We start from the raw sequence: 19,112 nt of genomic DNA on the forward strand, positions 1-19,112 counted from the left end.
GCGCCAACACGGGCCGGCATCAGTGGCCGGCGACTTCTTCCCTTGCATAGACGAACTCCAGAGGTTTTCCCGCCTCTGCCGTCACCACCCGAAGGGGCACCGAGCTATCGCCCCCCTGGCGTTCCAGCCATACACCATAGGCCCCGGCCAGCAGCGCACTGGCGGCACGGGCGCCGCGGGCTCGCTCGGCCTCGCTGTGACCGGCAACGGGATAGGCACCATGTTCGATGGTCAGCCGAGTTTCCCCGGCGGTCAATGACACCCAGCCCCAATCGCGCGCACGCCAAAGCTCGTTGAGGGTTCGCTCGAGCCCCTCCAGGGTCTGCTGGTCGGGCAGCATCAGTTCACTGGCCATTCTGGCCCCGATATGGCGCAGAAAAGTGCCTGCATCCTGCTCGCCGCCGGAGGCATACAACTCTTCCAGCAGGAATCGCAGCACATCGTTCCACTGTGACGCACAGTGGGTGCTGTCGAAGTACGCGAGCGAGCGGCGCCGGGCCGCGTCAAGGTCACTCATCTGCTCCCCCAAGGGTGTAGTCCAGGTACAGCCATGCCGAGGTCTCGTCATAGTCGCCGAAGGTGTCGTAGCCAAGGCGGCCACCCACCTTCATGTCATTGGTCAGCTGGTAGGAGGCGTCGCCTCCCAGGGTCAGGCCAAAGCCGCTTTCGCTGGAGGCGCTGTAGCGCGACTCCACCGCCGCGTCGGCATCGGCCAGGTCATCGAGCAGCGCCTGGGATTCGCCGTCGGTGGGGAAGAAGTCCTCCGCCGCCTCGGAGTAGCTCTGGAAGCCCGGCGACACCCTGGCGGAATAGGACCAACGCCCACGCTGCTCGCTGAAGCTGATCGGAAAGGCCACGCTGATATGGTCCTGCGGGCTGAAGTAGCCCCCGTGCCCGAACGAGTAGCGACTCAGGTTGCGATCGAAGTCGAGGTAGTTGACGTGCACCCCGGCCTTGAGCTCGCGGTCACGCTCGTTGATCGGACGCAGGTAAGCCCCCATGCCTGCCTCCAGCGAGTCGTTGTCGGCCACGTTGTCGCCGGTGTAGCGATAGCCGCCCAGGCTGACGTAGGCACCACTGTCGCCATTGTCGAAGCTGTAACCCAGCGCACCCCCGGTCTTGACCACGCCGCCCCAGTGCTCGCCGCTGACCGGATCGCGGGTGCCGGCGTAGGACAACAGGCTATCCTTCACCGCGCGGCGTTCCGCGGTCAGGGTGAACTCCCCGGAATCGCCTACCTTCGGGTGCAGGCGCAGGCCCCCGACCAGTTGGGACTGGTCGAAGCCCAGCGGAGTGGTGCCGACGTCCACGTCCAGCAGATCGCTGCGAAAGCCCAGTGACAGACCCACCCCGGCGTCGCTCTGGGAATCCGCCGACACGTCCAGGCCGTCGCCCCCCACCTGCCCCAGCCGGGACAGGTAGTCGCCGGTGACCCCGGCGCTGACATCGTCATCGCTTGCCAGCTCACCGATGGCCTCGACGATCGCCATGCGGCCGAAGCGACGCTCGGCGTCGCCGGAGGGCGTACCGGCGGACCCGTAGGCCGGGGTCACCGTCAGCTCGGCGCGGGAGCGACCAAAGACCGAGGAAAAATCGCCGGAGGTGAAGGTGGTGGGTGTTTCCACCCGATCGAACTGACTCAGGCCTTCCTCACCACTGCGCACCACCAGAGCGAGCCCACCCTGTGCCTTGGGCGATACCGCGCGGCGCACCTCGGCCATCATCCGCTCGACCTCATCGATCAGCGGCGAAGCCTGAGGAGCTGCCTCATCGGCCGAGGCCCCAGCCCCTGATCCCGTCCCTGAGCCAGCGCCCGCGGACAACGAGCCGCCAGGCAGCCAGGCGGGCCGTCCGCCACCAGCGCCACCGCTGGCGTTCTCGAAGGGGTTGTCGCCGGTGGTCGTGGCCAGCGCCAGCGACTGCTGCGGATCGGCGCGCAGCTCGCTGCGCGCCTCACGCAACAGCGCCAGGGCCTGGCGGTCCTGGCCCTGGGCCCGGGCCAGCCCCGCCCGCGACAGCAGCCAGCGAGGTCGATCCTGAGCGTTGGCCGGCGGCGCCACCAAAAGCTGCGACGCTCGCACGCTATCGCCCTGGGCCAGGGCCGCGTCGGCGGCCCCCAGGCGGGCGTCATCGCTCTCGGGAAAGCGGCTCAGCGTGTAGTCGTAGAGCTGCCCCGCCTGACGCTGGCGCCCCCCGTCCTGATACAGCCGCGCCATCGCCAGCAGCAGCGCCTGATCTTCGGGGCGTTCGCGCAGGGCGCTGGCCAGCACGTCATAGGCGCTGGCCAGCTGGCCCTGCTGGCGCAGCCGGTCTGCCTGGGCGACCCGGGCGCCGATCATCGCTTCGTCCAGCGCCGCACGAGCCGCCAGGCCAAAGTCGTCGCGCGCCTCGAGTCGCTGCACCAGCGCCTTGGCCTGGCGGTCGCGGCCGGCGCTCGCCAGCACCGCCACGTAGCCGGTGTAGGCTTCCACCGGCGCGTCCAGCTCGCCGGCGGTATCGGCCTCGACCAGCTCGAAGGCCCGGCTGGTCAGTCCCATCTGCTGATAGCGCTGGGCCACCTGGGCGCGGACTCCCGGATCGCTGGTGCTGGTCAGTACCTCATCGAGACGCTCCAGCGCCGAGGCGCGATCCCCCCGGTCCCAGGCCGCTTCGGCGGCCGCCAACGCCGACTGAGCCTCGGCCTGATCGGCCAGTCGCTGGATGTCCTCGTCGCGCAGCGCCAGCGGGATCGCCGCCAGATAGCGTCGGGTCTGGTCCCAGTCGCCCTTTTCACTGGCATACAGCGCCGCGGCCTGAAGCTGGGGCGCGCTGGCCTCGCTCAGGTTGAGCGGGCGAACCAGGTGGCCAGCCTCATCGACGCGCCCCTGGCGGTCCAGCAACCGAGCCAGATCCAGGCGCACCCAGGGGTCCGCGGGCGCCAGCGCCAGCGCTTCGCGAAGGGTCGCTTCCGCCTCGCTGGCGCTCTGACCGGTGGCCTGCTGCCGCAGCGCCTGGGCCCGGGCGGCGCCCAGGTCGCCAAGCTGGGCACGAGCGCTGGCCGGCAGACTGGCGGCCAGCGCCTCGGCCTCGGACCAGCGCTGCTGGCGTCGATAGACGTCGACCAGACCGAGCTTTGCCGAGGTGTCATTGCCCAGACTGAGGTAACGTTGTTCGGCCTGATCGAGACGTCCCTGGCGCTTGAGCAGATCGGCCTGCAGCAAGGTCGCCGCCCGCGCCCCGTCGCCACCATCACGGGTCAGCGGCGTCACCAGTTCGAGCGCACGATCCAGTCGCCCCGCCCTGGCCTGGGCGCGCGCTTCCCCCAGTCGAGCATAAAAGGCCGCGCTTTCGTAGGCGGCCTGCCATTGGTCGCGTCGCTCGGGTGCCAGCCGGATCGCCTGCTCCAGCGCGTCTCGCGCCTCGGCGAAACGTTGCTGGCGCAGCAGGGTCAGCCCCAGCCCGCCCTGGGCATCGGCGTCGTCCGGGGTCTGCTCGAGCACCTGCTGGAACTGCGCCTCGGCCTGGTCCAGCCGCTGCTGCTCCAGGCTGTCGTACCCCTGAGCCCTGGCCTGGGCCGCCTCGCGCTCCGGCGGCAGGGTCATCTTGTCGGCGAACAGCTCGGCGATCTGGCTATCCTCAGGATGCGCCTGCTGATAGGCGGCATACAGGTGCTCGTCTGCGGGGGTCGCCTCGAGCCACTCCAGCGCCTGACGCCAGGCGCGATCGGCGGCCGCATCGCCGGTCGCAGCGCGCTCGGCCAGACGCTCGATACCCTGGCGACGCGTGGCTTCACGGTAGCTCAGCACCTGGCCCAGCGCGGTGGCCAGCGCCGGCTCGTCGGGATGTTCACGCGCCATCGCCGCCAGGCGGTCGCGAGCCTCGCTCCAGCCATTGTCGGTGCCGGCCAGGGTCAGGTAGACCTCCGGCGCCAGCCTCGGCGGAACCGCGTCGCCCTCGAGCACCGCCCGATAGCTGGCCATGGCCTCGGCGTAGTTGCCCGCCGCCGCCTGGGAGCGGGCCTCGGCAAGCCGCTGGCCGTCGGCACGCCGCAGTTTCTGTTCCTGCGCCAGCGCCTCGACCCGGTCATCCTCCGGGGCCACCTCGGCCAACCGTGCCTGCCAGCGACTGGCCTTTTCCATATCGCCATCGGTCAGCGCATATTCCGCCAACAGGTACAGGGCACGCCGGTTGCCCGGGTCGGCATCGAGCACCCGCTCGAGGGACTGCTCGGCCAGATCGGCGCGCTGCCGATCCCGCCAGAAGCGAGCCTGCTCGAACAGCGGCGCCAGGGCCTGATCGGTTCCCTGGGCCTGGGCCGGACTCTGGTCCTGCGCCAGCGCCGGGACGGAAGACAGCGTCAATGACAGCAGGGAGCACGACAGCAGTCCTGTCGCACCGGCGCTGCGAACCTTGAACAAACGCATGTGTTTCATCGGCGTGGCGCTCCCCTGGTGTTGTCACTCTGCCCCTTGCCGTCGGCCACCGGGGTGTCGACGCGGCCTCCAGGAGCGTCGGCCTGGGCTTCAGGAGCGTCGGCCTGGCCCCCCTGCAGGCGCCGTGCAGCACGGCGAGCCAGTCCTCGGTGGCAGACCAGCCCCAGCAGTGTCACCACCACCAGCAGCAGAACCGCCATGGCCACCAGGTTCTGGCCCAGCATCCAGCGCAACCTCATGTGCCAGGGCATCTCGCCGACGCCCTGACGCGGCCCTGCGCGAAAACTTTCGGCACTGCCCTCGACAGGAATAAGCGCCAGATCACCATACACCGAGCGGCTTACCTCATCGTCGCCCAGTCGCGCCACCAGCGACGGCAGCGCCTCGGCGTCGTCGGCGACCGCCGCGACCACGAAGCGCGAACGGTTCAAGGGTGACGGCAGGCTGACCAGCCCCTGGGACACCTCGCTGTCCTGCAGCGCCTGGGCGGCCTCTCGCCACAGCGGCCGCCAGTCACCCAACAGCCAGTAGCGCCAGCGTTCCATCCAGGGCACCTCGGCCACCGCCAGACGCCCCTCGTCGGCCCGGTAAACGCCGGCGTCGAACAGCGACGTCTGCGCCAGACTGTCGAGGTCGGCGACCACCAGCAGATCCTTGTCGGTCAGATCGCCGGTGAGGGAAAGCCCTCGACGCACCTCGATGCCAAGGGCGGGATAACCGGTAGCGCCGGCGATACGGCCCACGCTGGTCAACAGCGCCGATAACTCGCTCTCGTCGGGGGCCTCGGGCACCAGCGCCACGCTGGCACCAAGATCCGCCTGACGCGAGAACGGAAACCCCGCGCTGACGAAGGACGACAGCGACGGCATGACGCTGAAGTGCTCTGCCCGCCGCAGGTCCAGCGTGGTGGTGGGCAGGATTCGGCTGATAGCGTCCTCACCCAGCCCAGGCGCGCAGTCGACCCCGTCTGCCACCGCCAGGTGAAAGTAGAACTGCAGGCGATTGTTGCCGTAGAGCAGGTCCCTGGGCAGCAGGACCTCGGCGCTCTGCTCCCGGCCCGCGCCTACCAGGCGTTGCCACAGCCGCTCCAGCGCCTTGCCCGACTCCACCGGCAAGGCCGCGAGATATTCGCCGTTGAGGCTGACATCGAGGCTCGAGGCGATGGGATCGAGCCAGGGCTCGTCGGGAAAACGATAGTCGACTCTCAGCCGATAGTTCTGACCGGGCCACAGAAACAGATCCGGCGGCACCCTCAGGCTCAGGGCGTGCTCCCGGGCGGACAGCCCGCGTGCCACGAAGCCCTCGGGTTCGCCCAATGAGGCCAGGCTGGCCGGGGTTTCGACATCGACCCAGCGCGGCGCGTCATAGGGCTCGCGAGGGGCTGGCGGGCTCAGTCGTTCGTCATCCAGGCGCAGCCGTTCGCCGCTCAACGTCACCGGCGCTGCGCTATCGAGACTCTCCCCGAGTCCCGACAGCGCCAGGCCGCGGGCGGCCCGGGCCACCTCGACGTCACTGTTGCCCACCACCAGCAGCAGCTTGAACAGCGGGTTGCGCGGATTGGGACGCATCAACAGGGTCGGCCCCTCGACCTGCGGCAGGGTCAATCCCGCCAGACGTTGCCCCGAGCGCCCGATCACCACCGCGTTGTCCAGCGGCAGGCGATCGTAAAGTGCATCGACCTGTAGCTGCCCGGCCTCGGCGTAGCGTCCGAAGTGCGAGGCAATGATGGCCGCCCCGCGCAACTGGGCCTCAGACGCATCGCGGGCCATCACCATCGCCACCCGACTGACATCCGCCGTCGCGGCATCGATAAAGGGCCTCGGCAGGCGGGCCAGCTCGTCGGGGGTCGGCAGCCGCTGCAGGGTCAAGGCCAGCCTGGATTCGGGGGCGATCTCCACCCTGCCGACGGCCTGGTCATCACCGTGGCACTGCTGGGTCGCCTGCCCCAGCAGGCGAAACTCCAGGCGATTGAAGGGCAGGATCAGGGCCGAAGGGATATCCAGGCGCTGGGTCATGCCGCCGGCGTTGAACTGGTCAAGGTCGATGGTCTGAAGCGTCTCGCCGTTGAGCAGCACCCCGAGTTGGCTGTCGGCCGGCAGGTCACTGTGTGACAACGACAGCGACAGCGACGCAGCCACCGCCACCTCATCATCGCGCAGCGAGAATGCAGTACCCGAAAGCCGGGTGTTCGGGGTCAGGCGCAAGGTCTCGTCAGCGGCCAGCAGCGGGATCGACAACTCGCGCCGGGTCGGTTGCAACGGCTGGCTGACGCTGTCCAGATCCAGCCGACCGTCCTCGCCGAAACGCAGCGGAGGCAACGTCTCGCCCGGTACCGAGGTGTCACCCGGCACGTCACCAAAACCGCCGGCCTCGTGCGTCACGCCGATCGTCGGCGCCGGGACCTGGGCCCAGACCCGGTGCGAGACCATCAATACCCCGAGCACGATGGTGGCCACCAGCATCACCGGCGCCAGCCAACCTCGACTAAAGCGCCCCTGGGTCAGCCCCCGCACCGGGCTACGGAAGTGCAGCCCCTTCTGCTGCCACTGGTGGAAGAACAGTCCCACCACCGAGCGCACCACATGCCACAGTGACGCCAATGGCCGGTCCTGGGGATGCGGTGCCTCGGGAATCCAGGCGTCGGCACGCCCCATGACCACCCGCACCAGTTCTCTGCGCTGGCGCAGCGGCAACTCATCGAAACGAAAGCGCAGTGAGTCATCGGCACCGGAAGCATTGACCGAACACACGGGAAACATCAGCCCCCGTCGATTGAAGGTGATCTCCAGGCACTCCACCTCGCTGCCCAGGGCCGAGCGCTTGCCCTCCACCAGGGCGCCCCCCATGGACAGGTTGGCGGTCCAGCTCTGCACCGCATGGCCACTGGCCAGATGCAACACCACCGGAAGACGCGCCTCGACCCGCACCGAGCGCCGCAGCTGGCGCGTTTCCCGTGCCACCGCGATGGCCGCCAGCAGCACCAGAATGCTGACGGAGGCCCACATCACGTTAAACAGCATGACGCTGGTCTGGACATCGAACAGATCATTCCAGAAGACCCGCACCAGCCCCCACACCACCGCCGCCACCAACAGGCCAAGCACGAACAGATGGGGACGCACCGCCTCACCGTCGAAGTAGCCCTCCTCCAGCAGTCCACCCTTCTCGGTGACATTGAACTTGCCCCGACGCGGGCTGAGCAGAGTCACCAGGGTCGGCTTGAGCAAGTGAAAGGCCAGCACGCTTTCGTAGATCTCGCCCCAGAAGGAGTAGCGGAAGCGCCCCACCAGCCGCGAGTTGGTGTAGATCGCGTGAAACAGATGCGGCAAAGCGTAGACGGCGATCATCTGCGGCGACGAGGCAATGACGTGCAGATCAAACAACAGGTAGGCCAGGGGTGCGGTCAGGAACACCAGGCGAGGCATGGCGAACTGGAAGTGCAGCATGGCGTTGAGGTAGCAAAGCCGCTGCGGCAGGCGCAGGCCACGCCCCCACAACGGATTGTCCAGCCGAAAGATCTGGGTCATGCCCCTGGCCCAGCGGGCCCGCTGGCCGATGTGCAGAGACAGTCGCTCGGTGGCTAGGCCAGCGGCCAGGCGCACCCCCAGGAAGGCCGTGTTCCAGCCACGCCGCTGCAGCTTGAGGGCGGTATGGGCATCCTCGGTCACGGTTTCCACCGCGAAGCCGCCGATCTCTTCCAGCGCGCTTCGCCGCATCAGTGCACAGGAACCGCAGAAGAAGGCCGCATTCCAGTAGTCGTTGCCCTTCTGCACCGGCCCGTAGAACAGCTCCCCTTCGTTGGGGATGTCCGCCCCGGCGACGAGGTTGCGCTCGAATGGATCCGGGGAATAGAAGTGGTGAGGCGTCTGCAGCAGTGCCAACCGCTCATCGGCGACAAACTCCCCCACCGTGGCCTGCAGAAAGGCCCGGGTCGCCACATGGTCGCAGTCGAATACGCAGATCAGCTCGCCGTCGGTCAGCCCCATGGCGTGATTGAGGTTGCCCGCCTTGGCGTGGCTGTTGTCTTCCCGGGTGATGTAGCCGACCCCCACCGCCGCGGCGAAGGCGCCGAACTCGGGTCGCTTGCCATCGTCCAGCACATAGATACGCATGCGATCCGCCGGGTAATCGATGTTCTGGGCGGCCAGCACCGTGTCCCGCACCACCTCGAGACTCTCGTTATAGGTGGGGATATAGATGTCCACCGTCGGCCAGCGCGTCGCATCCGGCGGCATCGGCCGGATCGTGCGCTCCAGCGGCCAGGCGATCTGGAAGTACCCCAGCACCAGGATCACCCAGGCGTAACACTCGGCGGCCAGCAGACCGTAGCCGAACACCGCCTCGACCTGGGTATCGAACACCAGCGTCTCGCTCAGACGCCAATACAGGTAGCGGGTAGAGACCAGCACCGACAGCAGCATCATCGCCTGGCGTACCCAGCCACCACGAAGGCGAGCCAGCACCAGCAACGCCAGCATGCCGACACCGGCGAACACCAGCTGGCGCTCCAGGGTCAACGGCGTGGTGACAAGCAGGGCAGCCAGGGGCGCCCCCAGGATCAGCGCCAGCAGACGCGCGCCCAGTGACGCAGAGGAAGAGACGTTCATGGGCATCCTATAGCGCCGGGGCGACCACCCCATGGGACTGGAGTGAGGGGAGCAGACGACTGACGCTGCGGGCCAGGGTGTCGATATCGTGGGCCGCCGCCGAGGCTGGCGCGTAGTCGAAGATCGACTGCTCGCAGGCCAGCGCCTCGGGAATCGCCTCGTCACGATGCACGTTGCCGAGCAACGGACTGCCCAGGCGATCCTGCAGGAAGTCGGCCACGTCGCTGGAAAGCCTGCGGCGTCGATCCACCTGATTGATGATGTAGTAGGGCCTGACACCAGGCCCCATGAAGTCGCCGCCTTCGATACGCGGCAACACCGACAGCGAGGCACTGTCGGCCAGCAGCACCGCCACCTGGATGGCATCGGCAGCGCCCATGGCGGTTAGGCTCGGCGACGGCCCAGGCGGTAGATCCGCCAGCACCACACAGCGTGGCTCGTTCAGCAGAGGCCCCAGGCGCTGGGCCACCGCTTCGGGGTGCGCGCCGAGCCAGGACTCGAACGCCAGGCGCTGGGCGTCGCTGACCTCGCCATAGGGCAACAGCTCGATACCGCTGGCACTGGGCACCAGCAGGCGTCGCCAGTCATCGATCTCCACGGCCTGGGCGACAAAACCTCGCCCCTCGCCGAATCCCAGCCCGAAGTGCAGTCGCAGAGCGTTCTGCACGTCGAAGTCGATGACCACCACCCGGTGCCCGAGACGCTTGAGGGCGTGAGCCAGATTGGCGGTCAGCGTTGTCTTGCCGACGCCGCCCTTGGGCGACGACAGGGAAACCAGATTCATTGAGAGATTCGTTTGAGCAGAGGTTTGAGCGGCGTTTCCTTGCCGGTAGCGGCCTCGGACGACGCCTTGTCCGGGGCACTGCGAAACAGATGGCCAAAGCGCCCGGCAGGCGGCACACGTGCCTCCCCAGGAGGCGAGGCCTCACCCACGCTCAAGGCGTTGGTGGCAGGCGCCTGGTGCTCGACCCGCCGCCCAGCGGGTGGTTCGCTACGCTCAGCGACGGCCGAGGGGGCGGGCCGGGCGGCAGGACCAGAGGCAGGCTCGGGGGCCGGGGCTGCGGGAAGCTTTTCCAGCGTCGCCCAGGCCTTCCCCTTGCGCGCAGGGGCCACCTCGGCTGCCGTTTGCAAGGGCTCTGGGCGAGCACCTGGCTCGGCGCGTGACGGCCTGTCACCAGGATCGACGTCGTGGCCCGAGAGCTGGCCAAGCAGCCCCCAGCGTGGCTGCCCCGCCTCCTCATTGGTGCGACCAAACGCCTGGTAGCCTGCGGTATCGGAACCGGTCTTGCGCAGGAAATCCTGGATATCGTCCGAGGCACTCATCTTCCGTCTCCAACGGGCCAAGGCACGCCTCTCCCATGCCTGGTCCGTCACGGCACCGGCAAGAGAGAATGCGGGAAAGATGCTTCGACCAACGAAGCACATGTCGACCAAAGAGGCATATTACTACCACTTTTGTGCCGCTACCGCAGCAAGCGATCTCTCAACGCGCCTTGCGACAATTGCCTGATTCCTCGTCACTTCTCAAGCATAGCCACGCCAGAGCCTACCTTCAGGCGGGCCAACGGCCGCGCCTCCAGCAAGCAAAAACTCAGAAAAATGAGTGAGAAACCTATGGGGCCAGGACAGCCAGGGATAGCGCACCGCCAAGGGCCACAGCCCTCGGGACACCTGAAACCGCAGAAAGAAAACGATCGATGTGGCAAAAAAAGGCCGATCCGAGCCACGGCCCGAATCGGCATAAATTTCTAGAATTCAAGCGCTACTGTGCCAGGGCGGCAACCAATGCCTGCTCCCAGCGCGCGTCGCGCTGGCCACACACGACAAAGAACGGATTGAGCAGCGACTCACCACGATTGCAGCGCAGCGGCTCAAGGGTCTCTGCGTCCAGCACCAGTCCACCGGCGGCGGTGACCACCGCCTGGGCGGCGGCGGTGTCCCACTCGCAGGTCGGTGCCAGGCGCGGGTACAGATCGGCCTTGCCCTCCGCCACCAGGCACAGCTTGAGCGAGCTACCCATCGAGGTGCACTCGGTGGCCGGCAAGCGTGCACAGAAAGCCTCGAAGGCCTCGGCACCATGGCGGCGGCTACCCACCACCACCCAGGGGGCCTCGCCGGGGTCCGGCAGTTCACGCGCATGGATCGGCTGGCGCGACTCGCCCTCGGATCGCCAGGCGCCATTGTCCTGTTCACCGAACCAGGTCACCCCCAGCACCGGCGCGTGGACCACCCCGAGCACCGGGACGCCATGCTCGATCAGCGCCACATTGAGGGTGAATTCACCGTTGCGATTGACGAACTCCTTGGTGCCATCCAGCGGGTCCACCAGCCAATAGCACGACCACCCAAGACGTGTCTCGGTCGCGATCTCCTCGGATTCCTCGGACAGCACCGGCACCTCCGGCGTCAGTCGTCCCAGCAGCGCCACCAGGGCGTGGTGGGCGGCCAGATCGGCCTCAGTCAATGGGCTATCGTCGTCCTTGTGCTCGACCTCGAAGTCGCGCTGATAGATCTCGAGCACCAGTCGACCGGCCTCTTCCACGCCGGCGACCAGGGCATCCTTGTGTTCACTGCTCAGAGAAACGGGCACGCAAGACTCCTTGATATAAGGCCCGATCGGGGTCGACACGACGGGCCGATACACAGTACCGGGAAGGCCAGGTCTTCCCGGAAATCGTGGTGCCAAGCTTAGCGTGAGTGGCGTATCGAGCGCAGGGCTGCAAGCGGATCGGCACGGGTCCGACGCCGCGTGCTCAGGACGAGATCAGCGGCAGCCACAGCCATAGCGCCAGCAGCGCGGCCAGCAGTACCGGCGGGGTCAGCTTGAGCCCGACCTTCATGTACTGGCCCCAGCTGATGTGGGTGCCCTTTTCCGCCAGCACGTGCAACCACAGCAGAGTGGCCAGGCTACCGATGGGGGTGAACTTGGGCCCCAGGTCGTTGCCGATGACGTTAGCGTAGATCATCAGCTCCCGGGTCAGGTCGCCGACCTGGGCCTGGTCGATGGCGAGTGCCCCCACCAGGGTGGAGGGCATATTGTTCATGATCGAGGCCAGCAGCGCCGAGGCCACCCCGGTACCCAGCGTCGCCACCAGGGTGCCCTGCTGGCCGAGCCAGGTCAGCAGGGCGCTGGCGTCTTCGGTCAGCCAGGCGTTGCCGAGCCCGTAGACCACCAGATACATGCCTACCGAGAACAGCACGATCTGCCAGGGCGCGCCCTTGAACACCCGCGACAGCGAGATCACCGTGCTGCCCCCGGCCTGGTGCCAGCGACCGGCCAGAGCGACCAGCACCAGCGCCGCGCTGCCGGTCACCAGCGCCACCGGCACGCCCAGCGGCGCGGTGACGAAGAACGCCACCAGCAACGTCGCCAGCACCGGGAAGGCGGCGCGGAACACCAGCGGGTCGCGGATGGCGTGGCTCGGCGCCTCGAGGCGTTCGACGTCGTACTGCTCCGGTATATCGCTGCGAAACATCCAGGTCAGCACCAAGAGGGTCGCCGCCAGCGAGACCAGGTCCACCGGCACCATCACCATGGCGTAGTGGTTGAACGAGATATCGAAGAAGTTCGCGCTGACGATATTGACCAGGTTGGAGATGATCAGCGGCAGACTGGTGGAGTCGGCGACGAAGCCGGTGGCGATGATGAAGGCCAGCGACGACTGAGGCGAGAACTTCAGGCGCAGCAGAATCGCCATGACGATGGGGGTCAGCAGCAGCGCGGCCCCGTCATTGGCGAAGAAGGCCGCGATCACCGCCCCCAGCAGCACGATCAGCGGAAACAGGCGGCGTCCGTTGCCACCGCCCCAGCGCGCCACGTGCAGCGCCGCCCAGGAGAAGAACCCGGCCTCGTCGAGGATCAAGGAGATCAGGATCAGGGCGACGAAGGTGAAGGTCGCGTCCCACACGATGTCCCACACCACCAGCACATCGGGCAATTGCACCACCCCGACGGCCAGGGCCACCGCGGCGCCCCCGAGGGCGCTGGTACCGATACCGAGGCCCTTTGGCTGCCAGATCACCAGCACCAGGGTCACGACGAAGATGGCGAATGCCAGCATGGAAAACTCCCTGTCAGAGACTGTCCTGATTGACCCGCGAAGACACCTGCTCGGCGCTTTCGACCCGCTCGGAGTAACGCTGGGTCAGGTAACCGTCACGGCCACGGTTGAGCCAGGTGAACTTCATCAGCTCCTCGCACACGTCGACCACGCGCAGATACAGCGGGGACAAGCGCATCCGCCCCGCCTCGTTGAATTCGTTGAAGGCCTTGGGCACCGACGATTGATTGGGGATGGTCAGCATGCGCATCCAGCGCCCCAGCTGGCGCATCTGGTTCACCGTGTTGAAGCTCTGGCTGCCACCACACACCTGCATCAGCGCCAGGGTCTTGCCCTGGGTCGGGCGAACCCCGCCGAGTGACAGCGGAATCCAGTCGATCTGGGCCTTCATCACCGCCGTCATGGCGCCGTGGCGCTCGGGACTGACCCACAGCATGCCCTCGGCCCAGCTCGCCAGATCGCGCAGCTCGGCGACCTTGGGGTGGTCGGCCTCGGCGCCATCGGGCAGCGGCAGCCCCTGGGGCGAGAAGGTACGCACCTCGGCGCCGAAGGCCGCGAGCAAGCGCCCGGCCTCCTCGGCCAAGAGCCGCGAGTAGGAACGCTCGCGCAGCGAGCCGTACAGCACCAGGATGCGAGGCGCATGGCGTGGCGCGCTGGGCGGGGCCAGCTCGTCCACGGCGATAGGCCGCCACAGCTCCGGATCGATGTTGGGCAGGTCCTTGAGCAGGGTATCGGGGCTCATGTGCGGTTTGCCTCCAGCGTGACGGTCTCGCCGTCTTCCTTGGTGAAGCTGTCGCCCTCGATGGCCGACAGCGGCGCCTCGACCAGCGCCAGTACCCGCTCGGAGGGACGGCACAGCGCCGCGCCCCTGGTGGTCACCACGATGGGTCGGTTGATCAGGATGGGGTGAGCCATCATGGCGTCGATCAAGGCCTCGTCGTCGAGGCGGTCATCGCCGAGGCCCAGCTCGTCGTAGGGCGTGCCCTTCTGGCGCAGCAGTGCCCTGGGCGTGATGCCCATGGCCTCGATCAGCTCGCCCAGGCGCTCGCGGCTGGGCGGTGTCTTCAGGTATTCGATGACCTCGGGCGATTCGCCGGAGGCCTCGAGCATGGCCAGCACGTTGCGCGAGGTGCCGCAGGCCGGGTTGTGGTAGATCAGCGTCATGGGGTCTCCGGGAGGCGCTCTTGGCTATCGAGGCTGTCGTGGCTCAGCAGGTCCTGGTGTCGTCACCGGTGGCGGGGCCCAGCAGGTCGGCCAGGGGGTTGCACACCTCCGGCCGGCTGGCGCAGCAGTCGCGCACCAGAAAGTCGAGGGTGGCCACCATGTGCGCCAGGTCCGCCCGATAGACGATGGAGCGGCTTTCCCGGCGCTGGCTGACCAGCCCCGCCCGGCTGAGCACGCCAAGGTGGGCCGACAGGGTGTTGTGGGGCACCTCCAGGCGGCGGGCCAGCTCGCCGGCAGGCAGGCCTTCGGGCTCGTGGCGCACCAGCAGGCGAAAGGCAGCGAGCCGGGTGGGCTGAGACAGCGCAGCGAAGGTGTCGAGGGTCGGTTGCAGATCGTCTTTGTCCATATGTCCGGAATTATGGACATATTGATGTGCGGGTCAAGTACTTCTTGATCCAGGGCATCTCGCTTGCCGTCACCCTGGCCAAGAACGACAAAGCGGCGACGTCCAGCAAGACGCGCCGCTTTTTGGTTGAGGGGGCTGTCACACGACGACGATAGAGTCGTGCTACCTGCGCGCTATACCAGCGCTACATCGACCCTACATATAGTTGAACAGCGACAGGTCGCGAATGCCGATAAAGGCCTGCTGGGCGGCCTGCATGCCTACCTGACGCATGCTGTACTCGGAGATCGCCTGGTTGTAGTCCAGATCGACCAGGTCCGACATGGTCTGGGCGTAGTTGAGCTCGCGGTTGCCGCTGACCGAGTCGATCACGTCCAGCTCGTTGAGCCGCGCGCCGACCGAGGCCCGCTTGGTCAGCACGTTGTCGAGGCTGGCGTCCAGCTCGCGCATGGCGCCGTTCAGGGTGTTATGCAGCGTCGCCTGCTTTGCGGGGGTGTCGGCGGGGGCTTCCAGCACCGACAGCACCTTCTCGAAGGTGGTGAAGACGTTGGTGTTCATGGTGTCGGCGGGACCGAAGGTCACGCTGTCGCCGGTCGCAGGCGCGCCTTCAAGCTCCAGGCGCAGGCCACCCACCTCGACGCTGGTGCCTTCGGGGTCGTAGGGCTGATCTTCCAGGGCTGCACCGGCGCTTACCCAGGAGCCATCGTCTTGTTCGACCTTGACGCTGTAGGTGGGGGCGTCGTCGGTACCACCGAACTCCACCTGGTAGCGCTTGCCGTGGCCGGCGTCGCTGTTGTCGACCACATCGGGGCCGGCGAAGGTCACACTGCCGCTGTTGTCACCCTGCTCGGCCACGTAGCCCGCGCCGCTGGGCACGCTGGTGAAGATGTCGGCGCCGGTATCCCCCACCGCCATCAGTCGCGAGGCGTCCACCTGCTGCTCGCGCACCTTGTCACCGCCCACGTACTCGATGCCGTTGCCGCTGTCGGTGAAGGGCTCAGCGCCATCGGCGTAGCCACCGAACAGGTAGCGACCGTTGCCGTCGGTGGCGTTGGCCTGACCGATCAGCGTCTCGTAGACGCCGCGCAGTTCACTGGCGATGGACTGCCGGTCGGCATCGCTCAGGGTGTCGTTGGAGGCCTGGATCACCAGCGCCTTGGCGCTGGCCAGGGCGTCGCTTGCGCTGTTGAGCACGCTTTCTTCCTGGGACAGGGCGTTGCGCGCGCTGACCCGGGCATCGGTGTACTGCTGGGTCACCGCCTGGGCCTGGCTGACCGCCACCGCCCGGGACGCCGCCTGGGGGTCGTCGGAGGGATTGACCACCCGCTTGCCGCTGGCGAGCTGCTGGCTCAGGTGAAGAAACTCGGACTGCTGACGGTTGAGCGAGCTGACGCTCTGGTCGTACATGGTGACGGTGCTGATACGCATGCTCTGCTCTCCTTAGCCGCGCAGTCCGAGGATGGTGTCGACCACCGAGGTGGCGGTGTCGATGACCTTGGCGTTGGCCTGGTAGTACTGCTGATAGCGGATCAGGTTGGCCGCTTCCTCATCCAGGTTGACCCCGGACTCGGACAGCTTCACCGCGCTCAACTGCTCGGTCAGCCCCTGCTGGGCCGCCAGATTGACCTGCACCACGTTGGTACGGTTACCCACGTCTCCGACCAGCGAGGCGTAGGCCTGGCTCAGGGTGGCGCTGCCGCCCACGCTCATCTCGTCCTGCAGCCCCTGCAGGGCCAGGGCGTTCTCGTTGTCGCCGCTGGCGCCGGTTTCCCCGGCGGCGGCGATCTTGTCGGGATCGCTGATGGCGGTGTCGAAGCCACCCGCGGCGCGGCGCACCGGCTGCACCTCGAAGCGATCGCCGTCGGCCAGGGCGCTGGGGTCATCGATGCCGAGCGTCACGCCGCCAAAGGTCAGGGTGTTCTCGGTGGCGTCGAAGCTCGCGTCCACCGCCTCGCCGGTGTCCTTGCGGGTGACCTCGAAGGTCGGCGGCGAGGCCGAAGCGTCGCTGACCTTGACCTCGTAGTCGGCCGCCTCGAGGTCTTCGATCTTGTCGATGTTGAAGCTCGCGGTGACCGTGGCGCCGCCGCTGTTGGCGTCGTTGGCAAAGACCCGCGGTTCGCCGATGTCGAACATGTCGCCACCGCTATTGCCATCCAGATCGTAGCCATCGGCGTGCTGTTTATTGAAGGCCACCGCCATGGACACCGCCAGCTGGCCGATCTGGTTCTGGGTGCGATCCAGGGTCTCGGAGCGGAACTGGATCAGCCCGCCGAGCGAGCCGCCCTGCAGGCTGTCCTCATCGAGTCGCTGCAGGCCGCCGCCGGGGTCCTGGTAGCCCACCACCACCCGCTGGGGATCGCTGGCCGAGGCCACCGCCTTCAACTGGTAGGACTCGGTGCCGGCCACCAGCGGCTGGCCGCCGGGCAGGCTGACACGATAGGAAGAACCGTCCTGTACCGTCAGTTCCACCCCGATACGCTCGCTCATCTCGGTGACCAGCTGGTCACGCTGGTTGAGCAGCGCGTTGGGGGCCTCGCCGGTCTTGGCCTTGGCCAGGGAAATCTCGCGGTTGAGCGAGGCCAGCTGCTCGCTCTGGTTGTTGATCTGGGTGATCTCGTCGCGGATCTGGCTGTTGATACCGTCCTGCATGTCCTGCAGGTAGCTGTCGAAGGCGCGGAACTGGGCGCTCAGGGTGTCCGCCGCGCCCAGCACGCCCTGACGGGCGGCAGGGTCCGAGGGGGCCGAGGCCAGGTCTTCCAACGACGAGAAGAAGTTCTGCATCAGCGGTGCCAGACCGGCGTCCTGATCGGCCAGCAGGCTGTCGATCTGGTTGATCTGGGTCTGGTAGGCGTCCAGCGCCGAGCTTGAGCTCACCGCACCATTGAGCTGGTCGGCCACGTACTGGTTGAACTGACGCTCGATGTCGTTGACCTGGACGCCCTGGGTCCCGCCGCTGCCCTCGCCCAGCACCGTGATCTCGCGGTTGTAGCCCGGTGTATAGACGTTGCTGATGTTGTTGCTGGTGGTGGTCAGGGCGTTCTGGGCGGCATTCAGGCCGCTCAAGCCGATGGAGAACATGCTCATGGTGGAATTCCTTTCGCCGATAGCCTGTTTATCGGCCGAATGGCCGCTGGCTTGAGAGCCTCGGTACCGCAAAAACCATTAATTTTCCGGGCGACTAGGCGCTGTCCGAAAAGTCGACGAGCGAAGGTTAGACAAGGCAAAAATCGGTGAGAAAGCGCAGTTTACGGGGTGTAAATGAGCATGTTGATCCGATTTTTAACGCCGTATTACCGAGCGCAGGCACTTTTCAGACAAGCCCTAGAAGACCTGGGTGGGGTTGGCGCTTATATCCGCCCTGGCCAGCCAGTCGCTGCCACGCTCACCCGCGGTGGCACCCGCATCCACCTTCTTGGCGGCTTCTGCTGGCGATGCGCCGACATTCGCGGGTCGAGCCTCGCCGGCCGCCACGCGGGTGGCGCCTGCGCCGTCATCGATCGGGCCGAAGGTGTGCATCACCGCGATCAGCTTGGCGGCGTAGGCCGGGTCGGTGGCGTAGCCGCCCCGCTGTAGCGCGTGGGCCGCGGCCTCGGCGTCCGGCGCGGTGGTGACCTCGGCGTAGCGGGCGTTGTTGCTGATCAGCCTGGCGTAGTCGGTGAAGGCCTCCTCGAAGGAGCCGTAGACCCGAAAGTCATCGCGAATACGCTGGCGTTGGCCGTCTTCCACCTCGTGGGTGGTAATACGGGTGGTGGGGCCGTCCCAACTGCTGCCGGCCTTGATGCCGAACAGGTTGTGACTGTTGTTGCCGTCGGCGGTGGCGATCTCGTGACGGCCCCAGCCGGTCTCCAGCGCCGCCTGGGCCAGGATCAATTCCGCCGGCACGCCGGAGGCGCGGCTGGCGGCCTGGGCCGGGGCGGCCAGCTTGTCGAGGAAGGCCTGGACATGGGCCGGGGTGTCGCGTGCCTCGCGCCCGCTGATGCGCTCCTCGGCCTGGGCGGTGGTCATGCCCTGGCTGACGGCGCCCAGCTCGTCGAGGAAGTTGGTCGGCGCCTCGACCTCGCTGTCTGCCGGCGCGTCCGCTCTCAGGGCGTTGGACAGCGGACGCGGCGTGCCACGGGGAATGCCCGCGATCAGTGCCTCGACATCCTTGGCCTGGCTGGCCTCGGGGCCACGTAGCTGGGCCATGAGCTGGTCGGCCAGGCCGATGCCGCGGCTGGCCATGGTCTGGGACCACTGCTGGTCGAGCAGCGTCTGGTAGAACTGGGTCTGCTTCGAGTCGGTCAGGCCAGAAGACGGCACTGCGTCGCGCATGCTCTTCATCATCATGTTGATGAACATCGCCTCGAACTGGCGCGCCGCCTCCGCCGCCGCCGCCGGGTCCTGCTGGCGGGCGCTGGTCTTGAGTCGCGCCAGCCCCTGCATGTCCAGCGCGAAGCCGGCCTGGCCGACGCTGCCGGTGGCC

13 protein-coding genes are annotated in these 19,112 nt (G+C 67.3%); all 13 read right to left on the reverse strand.

Annotation, left to right across the window (positions count from 1 at the left end):
• Nucleotides 1-19: 19 nt before the first annotated feature.
• Nucleotides 20-517, reverse strand: a complete 498-nt coding sequence (gene bcsD / locus NFG58_RS20345) for a cellulose biosynthesis protein BcsD (protein ID WP_348827258.1) — start codon at nt 515-517, stop codon at nt 20-22.
• Nucleotides 510-4,412, reverse strand: coding sequence for a cellulose synthase subunit BcsC-related outer membrane protein (locus tag NFG58_RS20350; RefSeq protein ID WP_348827259.1), 3,903 nt, complete (start codon nt 4,410-4,412; stop codon nt 510-512). The genes bcsD and NFG58_RS20350 overlap by 8 nt, the downstream gene beginning before the upstream one ends.
• Nucleotides 4,409-9,019 (reverse strand): UDP-forming cellulose synthase catalytic subunit, encoded by a 4,611-nt coding sequence (gene bcsA / locus NFG58_RS20355; protein WP_348827260.1) that lies wholly within the window; start codon nt 9,017-9,019, stop codon nt 4,409-4,411. Before bcsA ends, NFG58_RS20350 begins: the two co-directional genes overlap by 4 nt.
• Before the next feature lie 7 nt (nt 9,020-9,026).
• Nucleotides 9,027-9,803 (reverse strand): cellulose biosynthesis protein BcsQ, encoded by a 777-nt coding sequence (bcsQ, locus tag NFG58_RS20360; protein ID WP_222568674.1) that lies wholly within the window; start codon nt 9,801-9,803, stop codon nt 9,027-9,029.
• A complete protein-coding gene (locus tag NFG58_RS20365; RefSeq protein WP_348827261.1) occupies nt 9,800-10,342 on the reverse strand; it encodes a hypothetical protein in 543 nt (180 codons plus the stop codon). The genes bcsQ and NFG58_RS20365 overlap by 4 nt, the downstream gene beginning before the upstream one ends.
• A 439-nt stretch (nt 10,343-10,781) precedes the next feature.
• On the reverse strand, nt 10,782-11,609 hold the full coding sequence (gene cysQ, locus NFG58_RS20370; RefSeq protein WP_348827262.1) for a 3'(2'),5'-bisphosphate nucleotidase CysQ: 828 nt from the start codon (nt 11,607-11,609) through the stop codon (nt 10,782-10,784).
• Between the two features lie 163 nt (nt 11,610-11,772).
• On the reverse strand, nt 11,773-13,080 hold the full coding sequence (locus tag NFG58_RS20375; RefSeq protein WP_348827263.1) for an arsenic transporter: 1,308 nt from the start codon (nt 13,078-13,080) through the stop codon (nt 11,773-11,775).
• A gap of 13 nt (nt 13,081-13,093) precedes the next feature.
• Entirely contained in the window at nt 13,094-13,822 is a 729-nt protein-coding gene (gene arsH / locus NFG58_RS20380; protein ID WP_222516316.1) for an arsenical resistance protein ArsH, read from the reverse strand.
• The gene (arsC, locus tag NFG58_RS20385) at nt 13,819-14,244 is read right to left on the reverse strand and encodes an arsenate reductase (glutaredoxin) (RefSeq protein ID WP_213230226.1); all 426 of its coding nucleotides are present in this window, start codon (nt 14,242-14,244) and stop codon (nt 13,819-13,821) included. The genes arsH and arsC overlap by 4 nt, the downstream gene beginning before the upstream one ends.
• A gap of 43 nt (nt 14,245-14,287) precedes the next feature.
• On the reverse strand, nt 14,288-14,650 hold the full coding sequence (locus NFG58_RS20390; RefSeq protein WP_348827264.1) for a metalloregulator ArsR/SmtB family transcription factor: 363 nt from the start codon (nt 14,648-14,650) through the stop codon (nt 14,288-14,290).
• A 195-nt stretch (nt 14,651-14,845) separates the two neighbouring features.
• Nucleotides 14,846-16,078, reverse strand: coding sequence for a flagellar hook-associated protein FlgL (gene flgL, locus NFG58_RS20395; protein ID WP_348827265.1), 1,233 nt, complete (start codon nt 16,076-16,078; stop codon nt 14,846-14,848).
• Between the two features lie 12 nt (nt 16,079-16,090).
• Nucleotides 16,091-17,734, reverse strand: coding sequence for a flagellar hook-associated protein FlgK (flgK, locus tag NFG58_RS20400; RefSeq protein ID WP_108132055.1), 1,644 nt, complete (start codon nt 17,732-17,734; stop codon nt 16,091-16,093).
• A gap of 237 nt (nt 17,735-17,971) precedes the next feature.
• Entirely contained in the window at nt 17,972-19,072 is a 1,101-nt protein-coding gene (gene flgJ / locus NFG58_RS20405; protein ID WP_287164084.1) for a flagellar assembly peptidoglycan hydrolase FlgJ, read from the reverse strand.
• Nucleotides 19,073-19,112 lie beyond the last annotated feature (40 nt).

It is taken from the genome of Halomonas sp. RT37 (assembly GCF_040070525.1).
Lineage (GTDB): Bacteria > Pseudomonadota > Gammaproteobacteria > Pseudomonadales > Halomonadaceae > Halomonas > Halomonas litopenaei.